Source organism: Sphingobium nicotianae, from assembly GCF_018603885.1.
GTDB lineage: Bacteria > Pseudomonadota > Alphaproteobacteria > Sphingomonadales > Sphingomonadaceae > Sphingobium > Sphingobium nicotianae.
The window spans coordinates 216,394-235,599 of the sequence record NZ_JAHGAW010000009.1 but is presented as its reverse complement, the minus strand read 5'-3'; the positions used below and the strand labels follow the sequence as shown (position 1 = coordinate 235,599).

At 63.7% G+C, this 19,206-nt stretch carries 15 protein-coding genes; 4 read left to right on the top strand and 11 right to left on the bottom strand.

The features are described from left to right. Window positions 1–140: adenosylhomocysteinase (locus tag KK488_RS14970; protein WP_214624511.1), on the top strand; the 140-nt coding region annotated here is incomplete at its 5' end. Window positions 141–340: 200 nt separating this feature from the next. Then, window positions 341–1,318 (top strand): adenosine kinase, encoded by a 978-nt coding sequence (locus KK488_RS14965; RefSeq protein WP_214624499.1) that lies wholly within the window; start codon window positions 341–343, stop codon window positions 1,316–1,318. 82 nt (window positions 1,319–1,400) lie between these two features. Here the strand turns inward: KK488_RS14965 and KK488_RS14960 are convergent, their stop codons facing one another. The 11 genes from KK488_RS14960 to KK488_RS14910 form a co-directional block, all read right to left on the bottom strand. Continuing rightward, window positions 1,401–1,664, bottom strand: coding sequence for a hypothetical protein (locus KK488_RS14960; RefSeq protein WP_214624498.1), 264 nt, complete (start codon window positions 1,662–1,664; stop codon window positions 1,401–1,403). Window positions 1,665–1,675: 11 nt separating this feature from the next. Then, window positions 1,676–3,055 (bottom strand): hypothetical protein, encoded by a 1,380-nt coding sequence (locus KK488_RS14955; RefSeq protein WP_214624497.1) that lies wholly within the window; start codon window positions 3,053–3,055, stop codon window positions 1,676–1,678. Then, a complete protein-coding gene (locus KK488_RS14950) occupies window positions 3,052–3,996 on the bottom strand; it encodes an amidohydrolase family protein (protein ID WP_214624496.1) in 945 nt (314 codons plus the stop codon). Before KK488_RS14950 ends, KK488_RS14955 begins: the two co-directional genes overlap by 4 nt. Window positions 3,997–4,032: 36 nt before the next feature. Beyond that, window positions 4,033–5,436, bottom strand: a complete 1,404-nt coding sequence (locus KK488_RS14945) for a spinster family MFS transporter (protein WP_214624495.1) — start codon at window positions 5,434–5,436, stop codon at window positions 4,033–4,035. 280 nt (window positions 5,437–5,716) lie between these two features. Beyond that, complete coding sequence (locus tag KK488_RS14940) at window positions 5,717–6,940, bottom strand: cobalamin-independent methionine synthase II family protein (RefSeq protein WP_214624494.1); 1,224 nt, start codon at window positions 6,938–6,940, stop codon at window positions 5,717–5,719. 150 nt (window positions 6,941–7,090) lie between these two features. After that, window positions 7,091–9,649 carry a TonB-dependent receptor gene (locus KK488_RS14935; RefSeq protein WP_214624493.1) on the bottom strand — a complete coding sequence of 853 codons (2,559 nt, stop codon included), beginning with the start codon at window positions 9,647–9,649 and terminating at the stop codon, window positions 7,091–7,093. Window positions 9,650–10,026: 377 nt separating this feature from the next. After that, the gene (locus KK488_RS14930; protein WP_214624492.1) at window positions 10,027–10,977 is read right to left on the bottom strand and encodes a helix-turn-helix domain-containing protein; all 951 of its coding nucleotides are present in this window, start codon (window positions 10,975–10,977) and stop codon (window positions 10,027–10,029) included. 139 nt (window positions 10,978–11,116) lie between these two features. Continuing rightward, window positions 11,117–12,754 carry an ABC transporter ATP-binding protein gene (locus tag KK488_RS14925; RefSeq protein WP_214624491.1) on the bottom strand — a complete coding sequence of 546 codons (1,638 nt, stop codon included), beginning with the start codon at window positions 12,752–12,754 and terminating at the stop codon, window positions 11,117–11,119. After that, complete coding sequence (locus KK488_RS14920) at window positions 12,751–13,827, bottom strand: ABC transporter permease (protein WP_214624490.1); 1,077 nt, start codon at window positions 13,825–13,827, stop codon at window positions 12,751–12,753. The genes KK488_RS14925 and KK488_RS14920 overlap by 4 nt, the downstream gene beginning before the upstream one ends. Beyond that, the gene (locus KK488_RS14915; RefSeq protein WP_214624489.1) at window positions 13,827–14,909 is read right to left on the bottom strand and encodes a microcin C ABC transporter permease YejB; all 1,083 of its coding nucleotides are present in this window, start codon (window positions 14,907–14,909) and stop codon (window positions 13,827–13,829) included. The genes KK488_RS14920 and KK488_RS14915 overlap by 1 nt, the downstream gene beginning before the upstream one ends. After that, a complete protein-coding gene (locus KK488_RS14910) occupies window positions 14,906–16,795 on the bottom strand; it encodes an extracellular solute-binding protein (RefSeq protein ID WP_214624488.1) in 1,890 nt (629 codons plus the stop codon). Before KK488_RS14910 ends, KK488_RS14915 begins: the two co-directional genes overlap by 4 nt. A 514-nt stretch (window positions 16,796–17,309) precedes the next feature. Here KK488_RS14910 and KK488_RS14905 point away from each other — a divergent pair. Both KK488_RS14905 and KK488_RS14900 read left to right on the top strand, forming a co-directional pair. Beyond that, window positions 17,310–17,918, top strand: a complete 609-nt coding sequence (locus KK488_RS14905; RefSeq protein ID WP_214624487.1) for an FMN-dependent NADH-azoreductase — start codon at window positions 17,310–17,312, stop codon at window positions 17,916–17,918. A gap of 12 nt (window positions 17,919–17,930) precedes the next feature. After that, window positions 17,931–19,172: an acyl-CoA dehydrogenase family protein gene (locus KK488_RS14900; protein ID WP_214624486.1), complete on the top strand. Its 1,242-nt coding sequence runs from the start codon at window positions 17,931–17,933 to the stop codon at window positions 19,170–19,172. Window positions 19,173–19,206 lie beyond the last annotated feature (34 nt).

Here is a 19,206-nt window from a genome sequence, read left to right as displayed (position 1 = left end):
CCAAGCATCTCGACGAGAAGGTCGCCGCCCTCCACCTCGACAAGCTCGGGGTCAAGCTCTCCACCCTCACCGAGAAGCAGGCCGCCTATATCGGCGTCTCCACCAAGGGCCCCTTCAAGCCCGATCATTATCGCTACTAAGATCCAAGGGAGGCGCGGCACCGACCGCGCCTCCCCGTACCTATTCCAGAGCTTGCAGAAGGGGCGCTCTTGCTCTCTCTCCTAAGAGCGTCCCTTCTTCAAACTCTGGACGGAAGCATTTCGATTGGCGGGCTGGTTTCGAACCCCTTGCCCGCCTATGAGCCAAATCCCCATCACCGGACTTAAAGCAGGGAACCAAGATGAGCGACGCGACCTATGATGTGCTCGGTGTCGGCAATGCGATTGTCGACATCATTGCCCAGACCGACGAGGCTTTTCTGGCCAAGCATGACATGCCCAAGGGCGGCATGGCGCTGATCGACGAGGCGCGTGCACATGCCATCTATGGCGACATGGGTTCGGCCATCGAGGCCTCGGGCGGCTCGGCGGCCAACACCATCGCCGGCATCGCGTCCTTCGGCGGCAAGGCAGCCTTCATCGGCAAGGTGAAGCAGGACGAGTTCGGCGACATCTTCGCGCATGACCTCAAGTCTATCGGCGTTCATTTCGCGACGCCCGCCGCGCCGGACGGCGTCGCCACCGCGCGCTGCCTGGTCATGGTCACGGACGACGCCCAGCGCACCATGGGCACGCATCTGGGCGCCTGCGTCGATCTGACACCGGACGATGTTGATGCCGATCTCGTCGCGGCCAGCGCGATCACTTATCTCGAAGGCTATCTGTTCGATCCGCCGGCCGCCAAGGAAGCCTTCCGCAAGGCCTCGACCATCGCCCGCGCCGCCGGCCGCAAGGTCGCCCTGACCCTTTCCGACAGCTTCTGCGTCCATCGCTACAAGGACGAGTTCAAGGCGCTGATCGCCGACCATATCGACATTCTCTTTGCCAATGACGATGAGATCGAGGCGCTCTACGGCAGCCGCGACATCGCCGCCGCCGCCAACGACCTGTCCGCCAAGATCGACATCGTCGCGATCACGCTGGGCGCGCAGGGCTCCCTGATCGCCAGCGGCGACGGGCGCTATGAGATCCCCGCGGCGCCGATCAAGGACCTGGTCGACACGACGGGCGCGGGCGACCTCTATGCCGCCGGCGTCCTCTATGGCCTCAGCCGCCACCTGCCCTTCGCCGAATGCGGCCGCCTGGGCAGCATCGGTGCGGCCGAGGTGATCCAGCATTATGGTGCTCGCCCGCTGCAGCCGCTGCGCGAACTCGCCTGATCTCCTTTGCCTGCGGGCAGACGAAGACGGCCCCGGACGCGAGTCCGGGGCCGTTTCGCTTTTCGTCGATCCGCCCGAAATCCTAGAGGGAGCCCGGCGCCCGGAAAATGGCCTTGCCGCAGCTCTCGCAGCACAGGTCACTGGTCGGAATGACGCGCTCCTGATGCGCGTGATGATCCTCGCCATGATCGATCACTCCAGCCGATCCGCAGCAGGCGCAGCCGTTCGGATCGACCAGCGCATCATATTGATCGAGCATCGCCTCGGTCCACGGCGCCTCGCAAAAAGGGCAGCGCGGGCCGGTCATCGCGTCCCGCGCGGGGCTGTTTTGGGTATGAGCGCTCATCGCGAATCCTCTCAGTGGGCGCCGAGATCGGCGCGCCTCGAGACGATATAGGTCTCGTTGTTGAACCACAAACCCTTGTGGGCCTGCAAAATTTCCCGCGTGGCGTCGACATAGCGATTGCGGTTGAGGATCGCCGAGAGGCGCGCATCCTCGATCTGGGCGACATAGCTCGCCGCATTCCAGGCCGCGAGCACGGTCGACATGCCGAGCTCGCCTTCCGGCGCGATCTCGGTCGCCAGCATGCGGATGGAGTAGCGGAACACCGCCTCCTCGTCCGACATCTCATGAAAGTGATAGTTGCGCGCCTGGCTGCCAAGATCCTGCGCGACCGCTTCCATCAGCTCGGCGCGGCCGGTGACGAACGGATCCTCGCCCGGCCAGACCGAGCGCACCAGCTCCAGACCCGGGTCATGCCCATAGCCATGAATGCCGAGCAGCCGCCCGTTGGGCCGCAGCGCCCGCACCAGCGGCGCCACCACCTTGCCCGCCTTGAAGGCGATCGGCGCGCGAGCGCGATAGGGATGCGAGAGCAGCACGAAATCGAAATCCGCCCGCGCAAAACCCCGGCGCGGGATGATCGAATCCAGCACGAACTGCTGGTCCTTGCGATAGATGACCAGCACCGCCGGCGTCTGCGTCACCGGATGGCCGCTCTGCTGGCTGACCTCGACCTGCCAGTTCTGGTCGATCACCGGCTGCAGCGCGGCGATCGCTTCCTCGAAGTCGCCCGCCGTCGAGCCTTCCAGTGCAATCTCGGTCCAGCTCATCGCGCTGGCCGCGACCGGCGAGCTGGGCTTGAGATAGGGCGCGTCGGCATAGTTCAGGTTCGTGACGACCAGCACCGTCGCCGGATGCTCCTGGAAGCGGTCCGGCATCTTCTCCAGCATCAGCCGGACATTCTCGATGCTGATCTCCTTGGCGACCACATAGAAGGGCAGCCAAGGATAACGCTTATGCGCACCACGCAGCAGCCGGGCGAAGGCTGTGCCATCGCCCGAGCCGCCGTCGAACAGGCGGATGGCGGGCGGCTCGGGCTGGGTCAGCGTCAGCTGCTCCAGCGCCTTGTCCGCCACCATATGTTTCTCCGACGTCGTATTGACGAACATCAGATATTTCTGGCGGTTGTCGTAGAAGCGGAAGCCGTGGACCGGATCGATCCCATGCTCCATGCCCTTGATCGCCGAGCGCAGATTGGTGGCGGAAGGCCCGCCCTTCTCGGCGATGAACCGGTGGACCCGGTTCACCGTCTCGAGCGTCACCCGCCCACCCTGCTGCAGGCGGCTGACCAGCTTTCCGTCATTCACCGCCTGCCGGCCAAAGGTCGTCTGCGCGATCTGCATGCGCCGACAGGCTTCGTCGATCTGGGCGAGCAGGGTCTCCGCGTCGGTCATTTGGCCTTGGGTTGCGGCGGGGGCATCATCGCCCAACTCATCGGCGGCGGACCCCAGTCCTGCGAAATGGGCGGAAGGTTGAACAGCTTGCGGGCGCTGCCGCCGAGCACCTGCTTCTTCTGGTCGAAGGTCAGCAGATCGGTGTGCAGCAGATAGTTGAGATTCTCGCCATAGGTGATGCCGCGACGACGCGGACGATCGCCCTTGGGCAGGTCGGCGCTGCGCAGGCGGGTATAGTCGCTGCCCCACATCACGCGCTCGTAGCCGAAGGCGTCGAACAGTCGCCGCAGATTCGGCCAGACGTCCTTGTACGGATAATTCTCCTGGCTGAGCAACGGCGCGCCGCACAGCTTCACATGGACGTTGGGATATTTGGCGAGCTCGAGCAGGTCCTCGAATGGTCCCCAGCTCATCGCCACGGGCGGCGACACCGGATGCTGCGCCACGCCGATATGGTCGACGATCAGCGTCAGGTTGGGATAGCGCTCGGCGACCGGACCGATATTCTTGCAGCCGCCATGGGTCGAGTTGAAGATCGGCAGGCCGACTTCCTCTGCCGTCTTGTAGATCGGCTCGAAGACACCCTGCTCGAACTCGGGGCGCATCTTGGCATTGATGAAGTCGCCGACCAGCGCGCGGCCTGCAACCACCGCCGGATTGGCCTTCACCCGCCGCACTTCGGACGCGAGATCAGGATGATTGTGGAAGAAGGTATGCACGCCCGGAAAGCGACCCGGGAAGCGCTCGTGGCCCAGATTGTAGAAAGCCTCGCTGGTCACCGCGAACGCGATGTCGACGCCGATCGCGTCCATCGCCTCGCGCGCCAGCTCGACCTGCCAGAGGGCGGTCTGATCCTTCATGCTCTCGTCCAGCGGCTTGCCCGGCCAGGGCTCGTGGATCTGAACGTCTATGATCTCAAGGGATTCGATGCTGTTGCTCATGCCGTCCTCTCTGTGTGTTGCTCTAAAGGCTGTTGTTCAATTGGCAAATTCGCGGACGGCCCGCTCATAGGAGCGCGCATAGGGCTTGAGGCCCTGCCATACGACGAGCAGCGCCAGCCCGCCCATCAACGCCGCGTTGAGCACCATCGAATATTTGAGGGCGCCTTCGTCGCGGAAGACATAGTCCGTGAACAGCGCCACGATCAGCGGGCTGAGCGCAAAGGCGATCACATTGGTGCTGAACTGGCTCAAGGAGCTGACCTGCGCGCGCATCCGGTTGGGCGTCACCACCTGGAAGGCCGCGATACCGGGCCCGAAGCCGAGCGTGCCGATGAACGAGGCAAGCGCATTCATCGCCAGCACGCCATAGGCATTGGGGATGAGCGGCGCGATGACCATCAGCGGTACGGAGCAGATGAGCCCGAAGAAGACGATGCGCAGATTGGCATCGTTGCGGCCCTGCCTCGTCCAATATTCCGAGAGCTTGCCCCCCAGGATCATCGCGATCGGCGAGACGACGATCGTGATGGCGCCGCTGATGATGCCGACCTTGGCCAGATCCCAATGGAACTCGCGGTGGAGGAATGTCGCACCCCAGGTCGCCGGCCCCGCAGACAGCAGGGTCTTCATGCAGTGACCGCCGATCACGGCGAGATAGGTGCGGCCGTCATCGAACACCCAGCGGGCGACCTCCTTGACCGGAACGCTCAACGCCTTCTGCCCGGCGACCAGACCGCGCCGCGGCGGCTCCTTGGTCGTCAGCACGACGAGCGTCCAGAGCAGGCCCGGCGCCCCGACCACGACGAACGTCCATTGCCAGGGCCGGATGGTGCCGATGAGCGGCACGTCGATCGGCGGAATGCCCTCGACCAGATGCAACACCGTTCCGCCGAGGAACAACGCCAGGCCCGTGCCGACCATAGCGCCGATGCCATAGGTCCCGGTGGCGAAGGCGACCTTCTCGCGGGGGAAATTGTCGGTCGCGATCGACCAGCTGGCGGGGCCATAGCCGGATTCGCCGATGCCGATGCCGATCCGCGCGAGGAACAGCCCGACATAGCCCTGCGCCACGCCGCACGCGACGGTGCAGGCACTCCAGAAGGCGATGCAGACGGCGACCAGATTGCGCCGGTTGGTCCGGTCGGCGATGCGCGCGATGCCCATCCCGCAAATGCCATAGGGCAGCGAGAAAGCGGCGCCGAGCAGCAGAGCGGCCTGCGTGTCCGTGATCCCGAAATCCTGCTTGATCGGGTCAATGAGCAAGGCCAGCACACTGCGATCGAGCACGGTGAACATGACGACGATGGTCATCACGACCAGCGAATAATAGGCGTCCTTGCGCGGCGGCCAGGGTTGCTCGCCACTGGCCATCGCAGGCGCGGCGTCGCCAGTCGATTTCGGCGGCGTCTCGTCCATCGTTATGTTTGCGGCTCCCGCCATCATCGCTCTCCAGGGCTTGTTCGTGTCATTCGTGTCGCCGTCGATCGCCTTGGGTTCCAGAGCCTGATTGCCGGGAGTGGGCACGCTCGCATGCTGGCCCACTCTCCGCTTGCTCGTGGGGGAAGTAGGGAATGCTTGTCCCGGAACGCCGACGTTTAAGTAGATGCATGACAAGCGGAATTCCGCAGAGGTTCGCGCCCGGCCAATAACAAAACCGCCGCCGGCTGACTGGAGCCGGCGGCGAATGCAGCAACTCATCAATCTGCGGTCGGCGAGGGCCTCAGTTGCCCTTCATTCGCTTTCCGGCGATGCGGCAACCTTCGGACATCGCCTTGAGCTTGGCCCAGACGATCTCCTCATGGCCGACGCGCGAGCCGATGCCGCAATCGGTGCCAGCATGGACATTCTCCATGCCGACGCGCTTGGCGAAATTCATCAGGCGCTCAGCGACCAGCTCGGGATGCTCGACCAGGTCGGTATAGTGACCGATCACGCCCGGCACGATGATCTTCCCGTCAGGCAGCTTGATGTCGTCAAACACCACATATTCATGCGCGTGGCGCGGGTTCGACGCCTCGAAGCTGTAGGCCTCGGCGTTGATCTGGAAGAGTTTGTCGGCGATGTGCCTGAACTCGATGTCGTGGACATGCGGGCGATGGCCCGAGCCCCAGCACATGTGGAAGCGGATCTGATCCTGCGGCAGGCCGCGCAGCGCGTGGTTGATGATCTCGACGCAGAAATCGAGATATTTGCGATATTGGTCGACCGTATAATCCGGGTAGAACATCCAGCTCGTGGCGAACTCCGGCTCGTCGACCTGAACGATCAGGCCGGCATCGGTGATCGCTTTATATTCCTCGCGCACCGTGTCCGCGACGGCCATCATATAGTCGCGCTCGTCCTTGTAGTGCAGATTGGTGACGCTCGCGCCGAGGCTCAACGGACCGAGCGCGGCGATGAAGCCGTCGGCACCGTCCTTGCCTTGCAGCGCGACCTTGAGCGCATCGATATCCTTCTTGATCGCGTCATAGCCGTGATAGGAGACCGGCCCGGTACAGGCGCGTATCTTGGTGGGCGTCACGCCCGGGCCGGCCCCGGGCGCAGCGCCAGGCGTCGAAAAGCCCGGGCGGACGGGACCGCCCGATCCGGCGAGCCACAGGCCGGATGCATAGAAGCCGGGGAAGTCGCGCCGGTCGCGCTCGCCGACGCCGGCCCGCTTGGGCTTGAAGTCGGCGGGACGGTCGACCATCGAATAGCCAGTGACGCGGCCCGCCATGTAGCTTCCATAGGAGCCGCCGTTCGCCGCCTTCACATATTCGCCGTCATTGACGATATCGACGCCGCACGCGATCTGCTTGTCGACCACCCACTGCACCGCGCCGGGCAGCTCCGCCGCAATCTCTTCCTTGTGATCATCATATTTCGCGAGCTTCGCGTCGAACGCGGCGGGACGCGGCAGGTTGCCGCCATGGCTGCTCAGGAAATAGTCGGTGGAACGCCGCATGGCCTCTGCTCCCTCTGCCCATAATCTGTGTTCTGACTCGCTTCCTGCCATGGCGAGGGCCGGAATAATTGACTGGCCCGGAACGAATTCGTACCGGGCCACCCAGTTTTTTGCGCCCTCCCGCTCGCAACGGAAGGCGTCCCTCCGTGATCAGAACTTCTTGCCGATGCTCAGATACCATTCGCGCGGCGGCGCCGGCTGGGCATCGGTCTGCGGATAGCCGAGCGTCTGGTAGTCGAAGACGTTTCGGTAGTAGAATTTGTTGAAGAGGTTCGTGGCGCCCAGCGCGATCGTCAGGTTGAGATCGTCGTTCACGTAGCTGATCCGGCCGTTGACGACCGAATAAGGCGGCGTGAGGTAATTATATTTGGTCGAGGTGCCGCTGCTGATGCGGCTGCTGCGATAGGACCAGTCGAGACGCGGCGTGAATGAACCGCCCAGCATCGGGGCCTCGATCCGATACTGGATGCCGGCACCAGCGCTCCAGTACGGATCATTCTGCCGGGCATTGACCGCCCGCGCGGAAAGGTCGCCCGAGGTGAAACTGGTATAGCCGAGATTGGCGCTGATATTGAGCCCTTCGACCGGATTGGCCGACGTTTCGATTTCGAAGCCTCTGATCTTGGCCGGCGTATTGATATAATAGGTTCGGCCGACACAGGAATATCCTGGCACGCCCGCCGCAATCTGCGCGGCGGTCCGGGCGATGCAGCGCGTCGATCCGGGAGGGCCGCCCGGCAGGGGATCGAGCACCAGATTGCCGGCAACCTGGCCGTTGGGACCGAGGAGGATTTCCTGGCCACCGGCAACGGCGACCGGGCGGGTGCCGAAATCGGTGTAGAAGCCAGCGATATTGAACCGCAGCTTTCGGTCAAACAGGTCGAGCTTGGCGCCAAGTTCGTAGGCCTTGTCCTGATAGCCATCGATCTGGAAGATCTGCGTTGCCTGCAGCGGCCGCCCGTTGAAGCCCGGGAGCTGGAAGCCGGTCGCGACCGAGGCATAGAGCAGGATATCCTGGGTCGGCTGGTAGGTCAGCCCCGCCTTCCAGCTGAACAGCTTCTTGGCCGGCGTGACATTGAACGCGATGTCCAGCGAGCTCGGTGTGAGGTCGACGAGGTTGCTGTAGTGCACCACCTTCTTGTCGTCCGAATAGCGGCCGCCCAGAATGATGCCGAGCTTCTCGCCGAAGGGGCGAATGGTCGCATTGGCAAATGCCGCCTTGCTGGTCGGCTCGTAGGTCGTGTTCTGGATCTTGTAGGTGCCCAGCGCCGGATTGGGATCGATGGCGTGATTGCTGCCCTTCGCATCGAAGTAGAAGGCACCGACCACCCAGTCGGCCCAGTCATATTTGCCCGACAGCCGCACTTCCGCGCTGGTATATTCCTCCCGGATATTGGCATAGGTATGCTCGACGATCAGCGGCGTGCCGTCGGTGTCGAACGCATGCGTATCGTCCATCACCCGATGACCGACCACCGCGGTGAGATCCATCTTGTCGTTGAGGTTGACGAGCAGCTTGCCCGACACGCCCCAATTCTTGAGGTTGATGCGCGAGGGATAATTGTCGCCGCCGCGCGTCACCATGCCATTATAATATGGCGCGAAGGTCGCCGGCGCGCCGGCTGGAACGGGCAGCACCTGCCCGGCCGCGATCGGGTTCAGATAGGTGGTGTAGGTCGAGTAGGGATCGCCCGTGACGAACCGGCTGTCGACGGCAATACCGAAATAATCCGCCTGCGCCTTGACGTTCGTGAGCGCCGTCGCGCTGACCTTGGTCGCGTCGATATCGACCACTCTGTCGGCCGGATTTTCCGAGGTGTCGTGCGTGTAGTCGCCGGTGATGGTCAGCCGGACATTGGAGACCGGCTGCCAGAGCAGCGAGCCGCGCACGGCCCGGCTCTGCTCGCCGCCGAGATGGCCGACGACGCAATTGTCCGGCGTGAAGTTGGGATTGGCCGTGAACTGCGCCTTGAGGCCGTCCGAGAAGGGGAACTTGCCGGCCAGCGCCGGCGTGCCGCGCCGGATCATCTCGCAACGGAAATCGAGCTGGTCCATATAGCCGGTGCGCTCCTTCGAAACACCCGAGACCATCAGCGCAAGCTGGTCGTTCAGCGGCAGATTGAAGCCTGCGCGCAGGTCGAGACGGTTATAGGCACCGACCGTGACCTCGCCATAGCCGGAGGTCTCGGACAGGTTCGGCTGCTTCGACACGATATTGACCGCGCCCGCCAGCGCGTTGCGACCGAACAAGGTGCCCTGCGGCCCGCGCAGCACCTCGACATGGTCGAGATCGAGCAGGTCGAAGTTGGAGCCGAGCAGGATCGGATAATAGACGTCGTCGATATAATAAGCGACGGTCGCCTCGCCCGCCAGGCTGGTGTCGGCCGAGGCGATGCCGCGGATATTGGTCGTGACGCCCGGCCCGAAAGCGCTCTGCGCCTTGTAGAAGGTCGCGTTCGGCGTGACGAAGGACAGGTCCTGCACCGCGACCAGGCCGCGCTCCTTCAGTCCCTCCGAGGTCACGGCGGTGATCGCGATCGGCGTGTCCTGCAGATTGGTCGACTGGCGGGTCGCGGTGACGATGATGTCCTGCAGCGCGCCCGATGCTTCGTCCCCGCCCGCATTGGCTGCAGCTGTGCTTTGCGCCACCGCGCCCTGCGCGATCGCGAGGGTCAGGGCTGACGCCGAGACCAGAATGAACTTGTTCATCCACTCCCCTCCCAATTTTGTGAGGCCCTTTTCTCGAGCCAGTTCGTCCGATCTGCGCCGGAGCGATTTCAAATTATGGAGGAGGAAATTCGCGCGCTTGCCCGCCGCGGAACATTGGCTTGAAATACTTCAATTTCTATTTATTGCACAACTACTCGTGTGGTATTCCGGCACTTCATCGGAATTATCCTCTTATCTCATTCACTTAAACTGAGCTATAATAGAGACACGCGAAAATCATATCCGTTGCCGCGCCATCCCCATTCCGGTCTGGGCAAGGCTCTTGGCGCGTGCGGGACGCCACATGAGCGACGCGAAATGACGCGCCGAAAAGCAGTGTTGGAAGATCCGGGCCGGCGCGCCGCGCCGACTCATGTTCAGGCCAGTTCGACCTGCTGCTGGCGATAGTCGCGCGGCGAGCTCTCGAACCGGGTGCGGAAGCTCCGCGCGAAATGCGGAGCGCTGTTGAAGCCCCAGCTGAACGCGATGTCCGTGATCGAATGGCTGCGCCATCGCGGATCGCGCAGTTGCCGCGCGCATTCCTCCAGCCGCCTCCGCAGGATATAGGCGGACGGGCTCTCGTCGCTGACCGCGAAGATCATGCGCAGATAGCGGTCGGACAATTGCAGCTTGCGGGCGATCAGCGACGGGCTGAGATCGGGATCGCGCAGATGCTCCTCGATGAACAGCTTCACCTTCCAGAAGCGACCGGACATGATCGCCGAGGTCGACATGCGATCGTCGAGCATCGCCGCATAGGAGCTCGCGAGCACGTCCAGCAGGTGCCGGCCCGCCCGCTCGCGCGTCTCGCTCGGTAGCTTGAGATCGTCCTTCGCGGCCAGATCGCGCGCCATGGCGGCGGCGGTGGAGGCCAGGCTCTCTCCCTTGGCCAGGCGTTGCCCGCACAGGAAATCGGGCGTCGGGATGCTTTCCTTGACCAGCGAGGTGGGCACACGAAACATCAGCACTTCGTTGGGGCCGTCGCAGCGGAACTCATATTCGGTGTTGTTGTCGCAGAGCGTGAAGTCGCCTTCCTCCAGCGTGATCTGGTTGCCGTAATGCTTGAAGGCGGTGCGGCCCTCGACCTGCAGGATGAAGGTCGACATGCGCAGTCCGCGTCCGCGAATTTCGCTGGCGTTGCGCCGGATCGCGACCGATCCGGAGCGCATCCGGATCATCTCCATCTGCCCCATGTGGAGCGATCGGATGACCGCATCGGGGATACGCGTGTAGACTTCTATATGCGTCGTTTCGCCGTGAATATTGGACGTGTAGAAAGCCGGAGCCGCATTGCGCCGGCTCTCATACGCTTCTGCGCTGTGACTCATTGGTCTTGTCCTCGGTCAGGGACCTGTGTCCAGGCTCCCGGCACCTCTCCTGCTGGTCATGATATGCGAACCAGACGGCCCGTCAATCGCGCCATACCGGATGGAGTTCGGAAAAATGACATTCAAGTGTCGCTTTGGGTCATGTTGTTACGGCTACCGCAACCGCGTCTCGCGCGCGGAGATGAAAGGCCGCGCTGATCAGGTCCTTGGTGTATGTGCTTGAGGCAGATTCGAAGATCTGGTGGGCCGGACCATGCTCGACGATCTGGCCGTCCTTCATCACCACGACGTCATGCGCGAGGGCGCGCACGACCTTGAGATCGTGGCTGATGAACAGGTAGGTGAGGCCATGCTTCTCCTGCAGGTCGCGCAGCAGGTCGACGATCTGGCCCTGCACGGACATGTCGAGCGCCGAGGTCGGCTCGTCGAGCACGACGAACTCGGGCTTGAGGATGATCGCGCGGGCAATCGCGATGCGCTGGCGCTGGCCGCCGGAGAATTCGTGCGGATAGCGGTCGAGGATGTTGCCGCGCAGGCCGACCTCGTCGAGCATCTGCCGCACCGCCTGCCGCCGCGCCGTCCGGTCGAGATCGGGCCGGTAGCTGATCAGCCCTTCCTCGATGATCTGCGCGATGGTGAGGCGCGGGCTCAAGGATGCGAACGGATCCTGGAACACGATCTGCATGCGGCTGCGCAGCGAGCGCATATCCCTGGTGTTGCGTCCGTCGATGCGCTCGTCGCCGAAGCTGATCCCGCCCTGGCTGCGGATCAGGCGCAGCAGGGCCAGTCCCATCGTGCTCTTGCCAGAGCCGGATTCGCCGACCACGCCCAGCGTCTTGCCGCGCCTTATCCTGAGCGAGACGCCGTCGACCGCCTTCACGAAGGCGCGCGGCTTGCCGAACCAGCCCTTGATCGGGAAATGCACCTTGAGATCGTCGGCGCCGACCACGACCGGCACGTCCTCGGCGACCGGCAGCGGCCGCCCGCGCGGCTCGGCATCGAGCAGCTTCTTGGTATAGGCATGCTGCGGATTGTCGAACACCTCCGCAGTCCTCCCCGCCTCGACGATCACGCCGTCGGTCATCACACAGACCCGCTCGGCCATCTTGCGGACGATCCCCAGATCATGCGTGATCAGCAACATCGCCATGCCGAGCTTCTTCTGCAGGCTCTGCAGCAGGTCGAGTACCTGCGCCTGCACGGTGACATCAAGCGCCGTGGTCGGCTCATCCGCGATCAACAGGTCCGGCTCGTTGGCGAGCGCCATGGCGATCATCACGCGCTGACGCTGCCCGCCGGAGAGCTCATGGGGATAGGACTTGATCCGGTTCTCGGCGTCACGCAGGCCGACCAGCTTGAGCAGCTCGAGCGTGCGGGCGAGCGCCGCCTCCCTGGCGATGCCGGGCTGGTGGAGCCGGATCGACTCCACGATCTGCCGGTCGATCGTGTGCAGCGGATTGAGCGAAGTCAGCGGCTCCTGCGGCACCAGCGCGATGCGGTGGCCGCGCACCCGGCGCATCGTCCGGTCGTCCGCGCCGACCAGTTCCAGCCCGTCGAGCCGGATCGACCCGGTGGGATGCGAGGCGATCGGATAGGGCAACAATTGCATGATCGACATGGCCGCCGTCGACTTGCCCGATCCGCTCTCGCCGACCAGCGACAGCGTCTCGCCACGCCGCAGGGTGAAGGATGCGCCCTTGACCGCCTCGACGATCCGCCCTTCCGAGCGGAAATTGACGCCGAGATCCTCGACCTCCAGCAGCGGCAGATCGCTCATGCCGACCTCCGGGGATCGAAGGCGTCGCGCACCGCCTCCCCGATGAAGATGAGCAAAGAGAGCATGATCGCCATCACCGAGAAGCCGGCAATGCCGAGCCAGGGCGCATTGAGATTGTTGCGCGCCTGGCTGAGCAACTCGCCCAGCGACGGCGATCCGCGCGGCAGACCGAAGCCCAGAAAATCGAGCGAGGTCAGTGTCGTGATCGAGGCGTTGAGCACGAACGGCAGGAAGGTGATCGTCGCGACCATCGCGTTGGGCAGGATATGCTTGAACATGATCTTGCTGTTCTTCAGCCCCAGCGCCCGCGCCGCGCGGACATATTCGAGGTTGCGCGCACGCAGGAACTCGGCGCGCACCACGCGCACCAGCGCCATCCAGCTGAACAGCAACAGCACGCCCATCAGCGTGAAGAAGCCGGGCTGCACCATCGTGCTGACGATGATCAGCAAATAGAGCAGAGGCAGGCTCTGGAAGATCTCGATCGCGCGCTGCAGCAGCAGATCGGTCCAGCCGCCGAAAAAGCCCTGGATCGCGCCGGCCGTGATGCCGATCACCGAGCTGAAGACCGTCAACAGCAGCCCGAACGTCACCGACAGGCGAAAGCCGTAGATCAGCCGCGCCAGCACGTCGCGCCCCTGATCGTCCGTGCCCAGCCAGTGCCGGCTCGACGGACCGACCGGCAGCGGCTGGTCCGTGTCATAATCGATCGTGCGATAGCCGAACGGAATGATCGGCCAGATCGCCCAGCCGTCCCTGGCGATGAGCTGCTGGACGACCGGGTCGCTATAGTCCGCTTCCGTCTCGAACTGGCCGCCGAACGCCGTCTCGGGATAGGCCTTGAAGGCCGGCGCATAGACGGCCCCGTCATGCCAGACGAGCAAAGGCCGGTCGTTCGCCACCAGCTCGGCGCAGAGCGAGACGAGATAGAGCGTGATGAAGATCCACAAGCTCCAGTAACCGCGCTTGTGCGCCCTGAAATTCGCCCAGCGCCGCCGGGTGAGCGGCGTCACGCGGAAGAAGCGGACGGCCGGCTCGTCGGCCGGCGCGATGGCGGGGGCTTCGGCGTTCATCAGACGTCCCGCCTTTCGAAGTCGATGCGCGGATCGACGAGCACATAGCAGATGTCACCGATCAGGTTGGCGACGAGCCCCAGCAGCGAGAAGACGAACAGCGAGCCGAGCATCACCGGATAGTCGCGGTTCATCGCCGCCTCGAAGCTCAGCAGGCCGATGCCGTCGAGCGAGAAGATCACCTCGATCAGCAGCGAGGAGGCGAACAGCACGGTGATGAAGGCATGGGGAAAGCCCGCCACCACGATCATCATCGCATTGCGGAACACATGCCCATAGAGCACCTGCGTCTCGCCCAGCCCCTTGGCGCGCGCCGTCGTCACATATTGCTTGTTGATCTCGTCGAGCACCGAGTTCTTGCAGAGCATCGTGAGATTGGCGAACGAGCCGATCGAGATGGCGAGGATCGGCAGGGTGATGTGCCAGAAATAGTCGCCGATCTTCCCCATCATCGAGAGATCGTCCCAATTATCAGACGTCAGCCCGCGCGCCGGGAAGATGTTCCAGTAATTGCCGCCGGCGAAGAATACGACCAGCAGGATCGCGAACAGGAAGGCCGGAATCGCATAGCCCACGATGATCAGGAAGCTCGTCCAGTTGTCGAACGCCGTCCCCACGCGCACCGCCTTGCGGATGCCGAGCGGGATCGAGATCAGGTAGGTGAGCAGGATCGTCCAGAAGCCCAGCGAGATCGACACCGGCATCTTCGATTTGATGAGGTCGATGACCTTCTCATCCTTGTAGTAGCTGGTGCCGAGGTCGAAGGTCGCGAAATCCTTCAGCATCTTGAAGTAGCGCTCATGCACCGGCCGGTCGAAGCCGTAGAGCTTCTCCAGCTGCTTGGCGACTTCGGGCGGCAGGCCGCTGGTCGTCGCGCCGCTTCCGTCCGTCGGTCCGGAGGGATTGGAGCCATCGAAATTCGCCGTCGCCGAGGTCCCCTCGCCGGACATGCGCGCCGCGATCTGGTCGATCGGCCCACCTGGCACGAACTGGATGATGACGAAGGCGATGGTCACGATGCCGATCAGGGTCGGGATCATGAACAGCAGTCGGCGCAGGGTGTAGCCCCAGATTCCGCTCATATGTCCTTCCCCAGCCGTTTGCGCAGCGCCGCCTGCTTGTCCTTGTCGATCCACCAGGTATCGAGCGTGAAGAGCGGGAAATTGTTGGTGGGATCGATCCTGGGCCGGCCGAACTTGTTCCAGTAGGTGAAGGGCTGCACGCCGGTCGGTGCCGGATACACATGCTGCATCGGGATCGTGTAAGTGCCCGCCACCAGCACCCGGTTGAGCGCCCGCATCGCATTGACCACGCTCTCGCGGTCCTGCGCGGCGATCAGCTTGTCGAGCATGTCGTCCACCACCGGATCGGCCACGCCGGCGAGGTTGCGGGAGTCGATCCGCGTCCGCCCGTCCGAGGCCCATTCGTTGCGCATCTCGCTCCCCGGCGAGATCAGCGCCGGAATGTTCGGCACCGAAATGCGCAGGTCATAGTCATAGCGCGCAGTGAACTGGCGAACGGTCGAATTATCGTAGAGTTTGATGTCGACCTTAATCCCCAGCCGATCGAGATTCCGCAAAAACTGGGTGATATATTTCTCCTGCGCCACGCCATAGCCGAGCATCAGGTCGAGCTGGATCGGCTTGCGGGTCTTCGTGTCGACCAGCCGCATATTCTCGATCGGATAGCCCGCCGCCTTGATCAGCCGCGCGGCCTCCAGGAGGTTCGCGCGCTGCCGCGTCCGATCGCCGAGCACCGGCAGCGGCCGGGGTGCGGCGAAGACGTCCGCCGGCAGCTTGTCGCGCCAGGGATCGAGCAGCTTGCGCTCGCCGGGCGTCGGCGGCCCCTTGATGTCGAAATCGCTATTCTCGAAATAATTCGAGACCCGGCCATGATAGCCGTGAAGAATGTTCCGCTGGAACCACTCATAATCGAAGGCGTGCAGCATCGCCTGACGCACACGCCGATCCTGGAAGAAGGGGTTGCGCGTGTTGAGCACGATCCCCTGATAGGAGATCGGCGTCTTGTAGCGGATATAGGCGCGGATGAGGTCGCCGCGCTTGAAGGCCGGCAAGGTCGCCTCGCGGTCCCAGCGCAGCGCCGACATGTCGGAGCGGAAGTCGTAGTCCCCGGCCAGGAACGCTTCGGTATAGACCGAGGTATCGCGATACCAGTCGTAGCGTATGTCCATATTGTAGCGCCCGCGCGCCGTCGGCCGGTCCTTCCCCCAGTAATCGGCGCGCCGCTCGAAATAGACCGAGCGGCCGGGCACGAAGCTCTTGATGCGATAGGGTCCGCTGCCGACCGGAATTTGCATCGTCGCCTTGGTGAAATCGGTGTGGCGGTAGAAATGCTCGGGCAGGACGGTGAGCTCCCCCACCGCGGCGAGCGTCGTCGGGCTGTTCTTGCGGATCAGGACCATGCGCACGCTGCGCGGCCCGGTCTTGAACACCGCCTTCACCGGCGTTCCGGTGCGACGCATCAGCGGCCGGCCGGATGTCTGCGCGACATGGACCGAGAAGATCACATCCTCCGGCGTCACCGGCTTGCCGTCACTGAACTTCGCATCGGCGCGCAGCCTATATTCGACCCAACTGAGATCCTTGGGATAGCTGATCGTCTCGGCGAGCAGGCCATATTGCGAGGCCGGCTCGTCCAGGCTGCGCACCATCAGCTTGTCGAAGACCAGCTGCTCCAGCCCCAGTGGCGGAAAGCCCATGACCGACACGATGTTGAAGCTGTCATAGTAACCGGGCGTACCGGAGCGGAACACGCCCCCCTTGGGCGCGTCCGGATTCACATAGTCGAAATTCTTGAAGCCCGCCGGATATTTGAGTGAGCCGAAGGCCGCGAAACCGTAGCTGGTGGTGACCCCTGTGTCTGCGGCGGGGACCGATGTGGTCAGCGAAACGAGCACGCCGAGCGCGATGAGGCCCCGAAAGCGTCCGACGGCCGAGCGCCATATCATGGATGCGCCTCGCGGTCGCCGGCAGGCACGCGGCAACAGGCTCGATATGGTGTCAGCATGGCCGACGCTCTTCCCTCCACCCCGGTCTCTTTCTTTATCCGGCCCGTTTCGAGCCTGGCTGCATCCTAATCGCCCCTGCCGGGAAAAAATTGCCTGCTCCGGAAAATTGCATTGAGGCAGAGCAGCGAGTCTCAACTCCGAAATATCAACCCATCATTCTGAATTAAAATACTAAAATTTTCGATTTCCGCCTGCTCTGCCCTGAAGAGGTCGCACAGTTGGTTGACGAGGTCAATTTATCTCGGCGCGGCACGACGCCCGCTCCGCCCCCCCACGCGAAGGGATACTCGCCTGGTATGGTCGTGGTTCGATTCTGTAATAGACAAGGATCGCTCCGAAAGGCTCTGCTTGATCGCCAATAGGCATTCGGGAAGCGCGATCGGTTTCGCGAAGTGCCCTGCCGCCGTGCCCGATCAGCCATGGGGCCGGTCGGCCGGACCGATCAGGAGGGAAGATGTCCAAGCTGTTGCATATTCAGTCGAGCCCGAACTTGGATGGGTCGATCACGCGAACGCTGAGCGATGAATTTGTGGCGACGTGGGCGGCGAGCCATCCGGAGACGGAGGTTGAGACACTGGACCTTGCGCGTGATCCGGTGCCGCATTGGGGGCCGGACGCGATCCGGGGGTTCATGACGGTGGAGGGGCAGCGGACGCCCGCGGGCCAGGCGGCGGTCGATCTGTCGGAGAAGCTGATCCAGCAGGTCGAGGCGGCCAAGATCCTCGTCATCGGCTGCCCGATGTACAACATGTCGATGCCCACCCAGCTCAAGAGCTGGATCGATCATCTGACACGGGCGGGCCGCACCTTCAAGTTCACGGGGCAGGGCCAGTACAAGGGCCTGATCTGGAACAAGAAGGCGTTCGTCATTCTCTCGCGCGGCGGCGACTATAGCGCGCCGCCGGCCAGCGCGGCGGATTTCCAGGAACCGCTGCTCCGCGCCAATCTGGGCCTCATCGGCATCACCGACGTGACCTTCATTCGCGCCGAAGGCCAGCGCCTGCAGGAAGCGCCGACCTATATCGAGAAGGCGCGTGAAACGATCGCCTGGATCGCTGGCTGAGGGGGACGAGCGATGAGTACCGTTGCCAAAGCCGCCCTGCCGCTCGACGATGTCGCGGCGAACTGGGCTCCCGGCTCCACCTTGACCAGCCGGGTCGGCGCGCTGCTGCCCCGCATCGCTGAGTTGGCGGCGGAAACCGACCGCGACCGCCGCGTATCCGACGAGATCATCGAGGCGCTGCGCCAGGCTGGCATGTGGCGCGTCTATGTGCCCAGGGAATATGGCGGCACCGAGGAGAGCATCCTGGAGGTGGTGCGCGCGATCCGCATGGTCGCGCGCGTCTGTCCCTCGACCGCCTGGGTGATCGGCGTGCTGTGCGCGCATCCGTTCATCACCAGCCTCTACTCGCGCCAGCTGCAGGACGAGTTCTGGGCGGATGGACCGGACACGCTCGCCTCCACCTCCGGTCTTCCCATCACGCGCGCGAGGATCGTCGATGGCGGCCTGCGCGTCACCGGTCGCTTCCCCTTCTCGTCCGGTTCGGTCAACGCCACATGGGCAATGATCGGCGTCAGCGCACCGGACCTGTCGCAATCCACTCCCGGCAATCGCGAGCGGTTCCGCACGCCTTATTTCTGCCTGGTGCCGCGCTCGGACTATGAGATTGACGACGACTGGCACGTCATGGGCCTTGCCGGCACCGCCAGCCGCACCCTCGTCCTCAACGACGTGTTCATTCCCGCCTATCGGATGGAAATGAGCGGTGCGATGGTCAACCGCTACACCAAGGGCGAGGGACTGCACAAAGGCCCGCTCTGGACCGCCGGCTATGGCGCCACGATCGGAACCGCGCTCACGCCGGTGTTCCTGGGCATTGCCGACGCCATGCTGGAGATGATCACCAAGAAAGTGCAGGGCCGCACGGTCCCCGGTACCCGCATCCCGACCAATTCGGTGCCCAACTCGATGCGCCTGGCGGAATCCACGCTGGAGATGCGCGCCTGTACCTTGCTGTGGGAGGACTATATCAAGAGCATCGACGATCGCGCGACCGCCGGTATCGAGCCGGACGAGGACTTCACCGCCAATGCCGGCGCGACCGGCATCTATGTGCAGGAGCTGTGCACCCGCACGATCGATCGTCTCTTTGCTGTGGCCGGCGGCTCCTCGGTCCGTCTGGACAGCCCGATCCAGCGCATGTGGCGCGACGCCCATACCGGCCGCTCCCACATCGCCAACGAATATGATCCGTCCGCCATGGCGTTCGGCCGCCATCTGCTCGGCCTCGCGCCAATGGGCCGCTGGGGCGGCTGAGCGAGGGGGCGGCGAAGCTGGTGGAGGGGAAGCT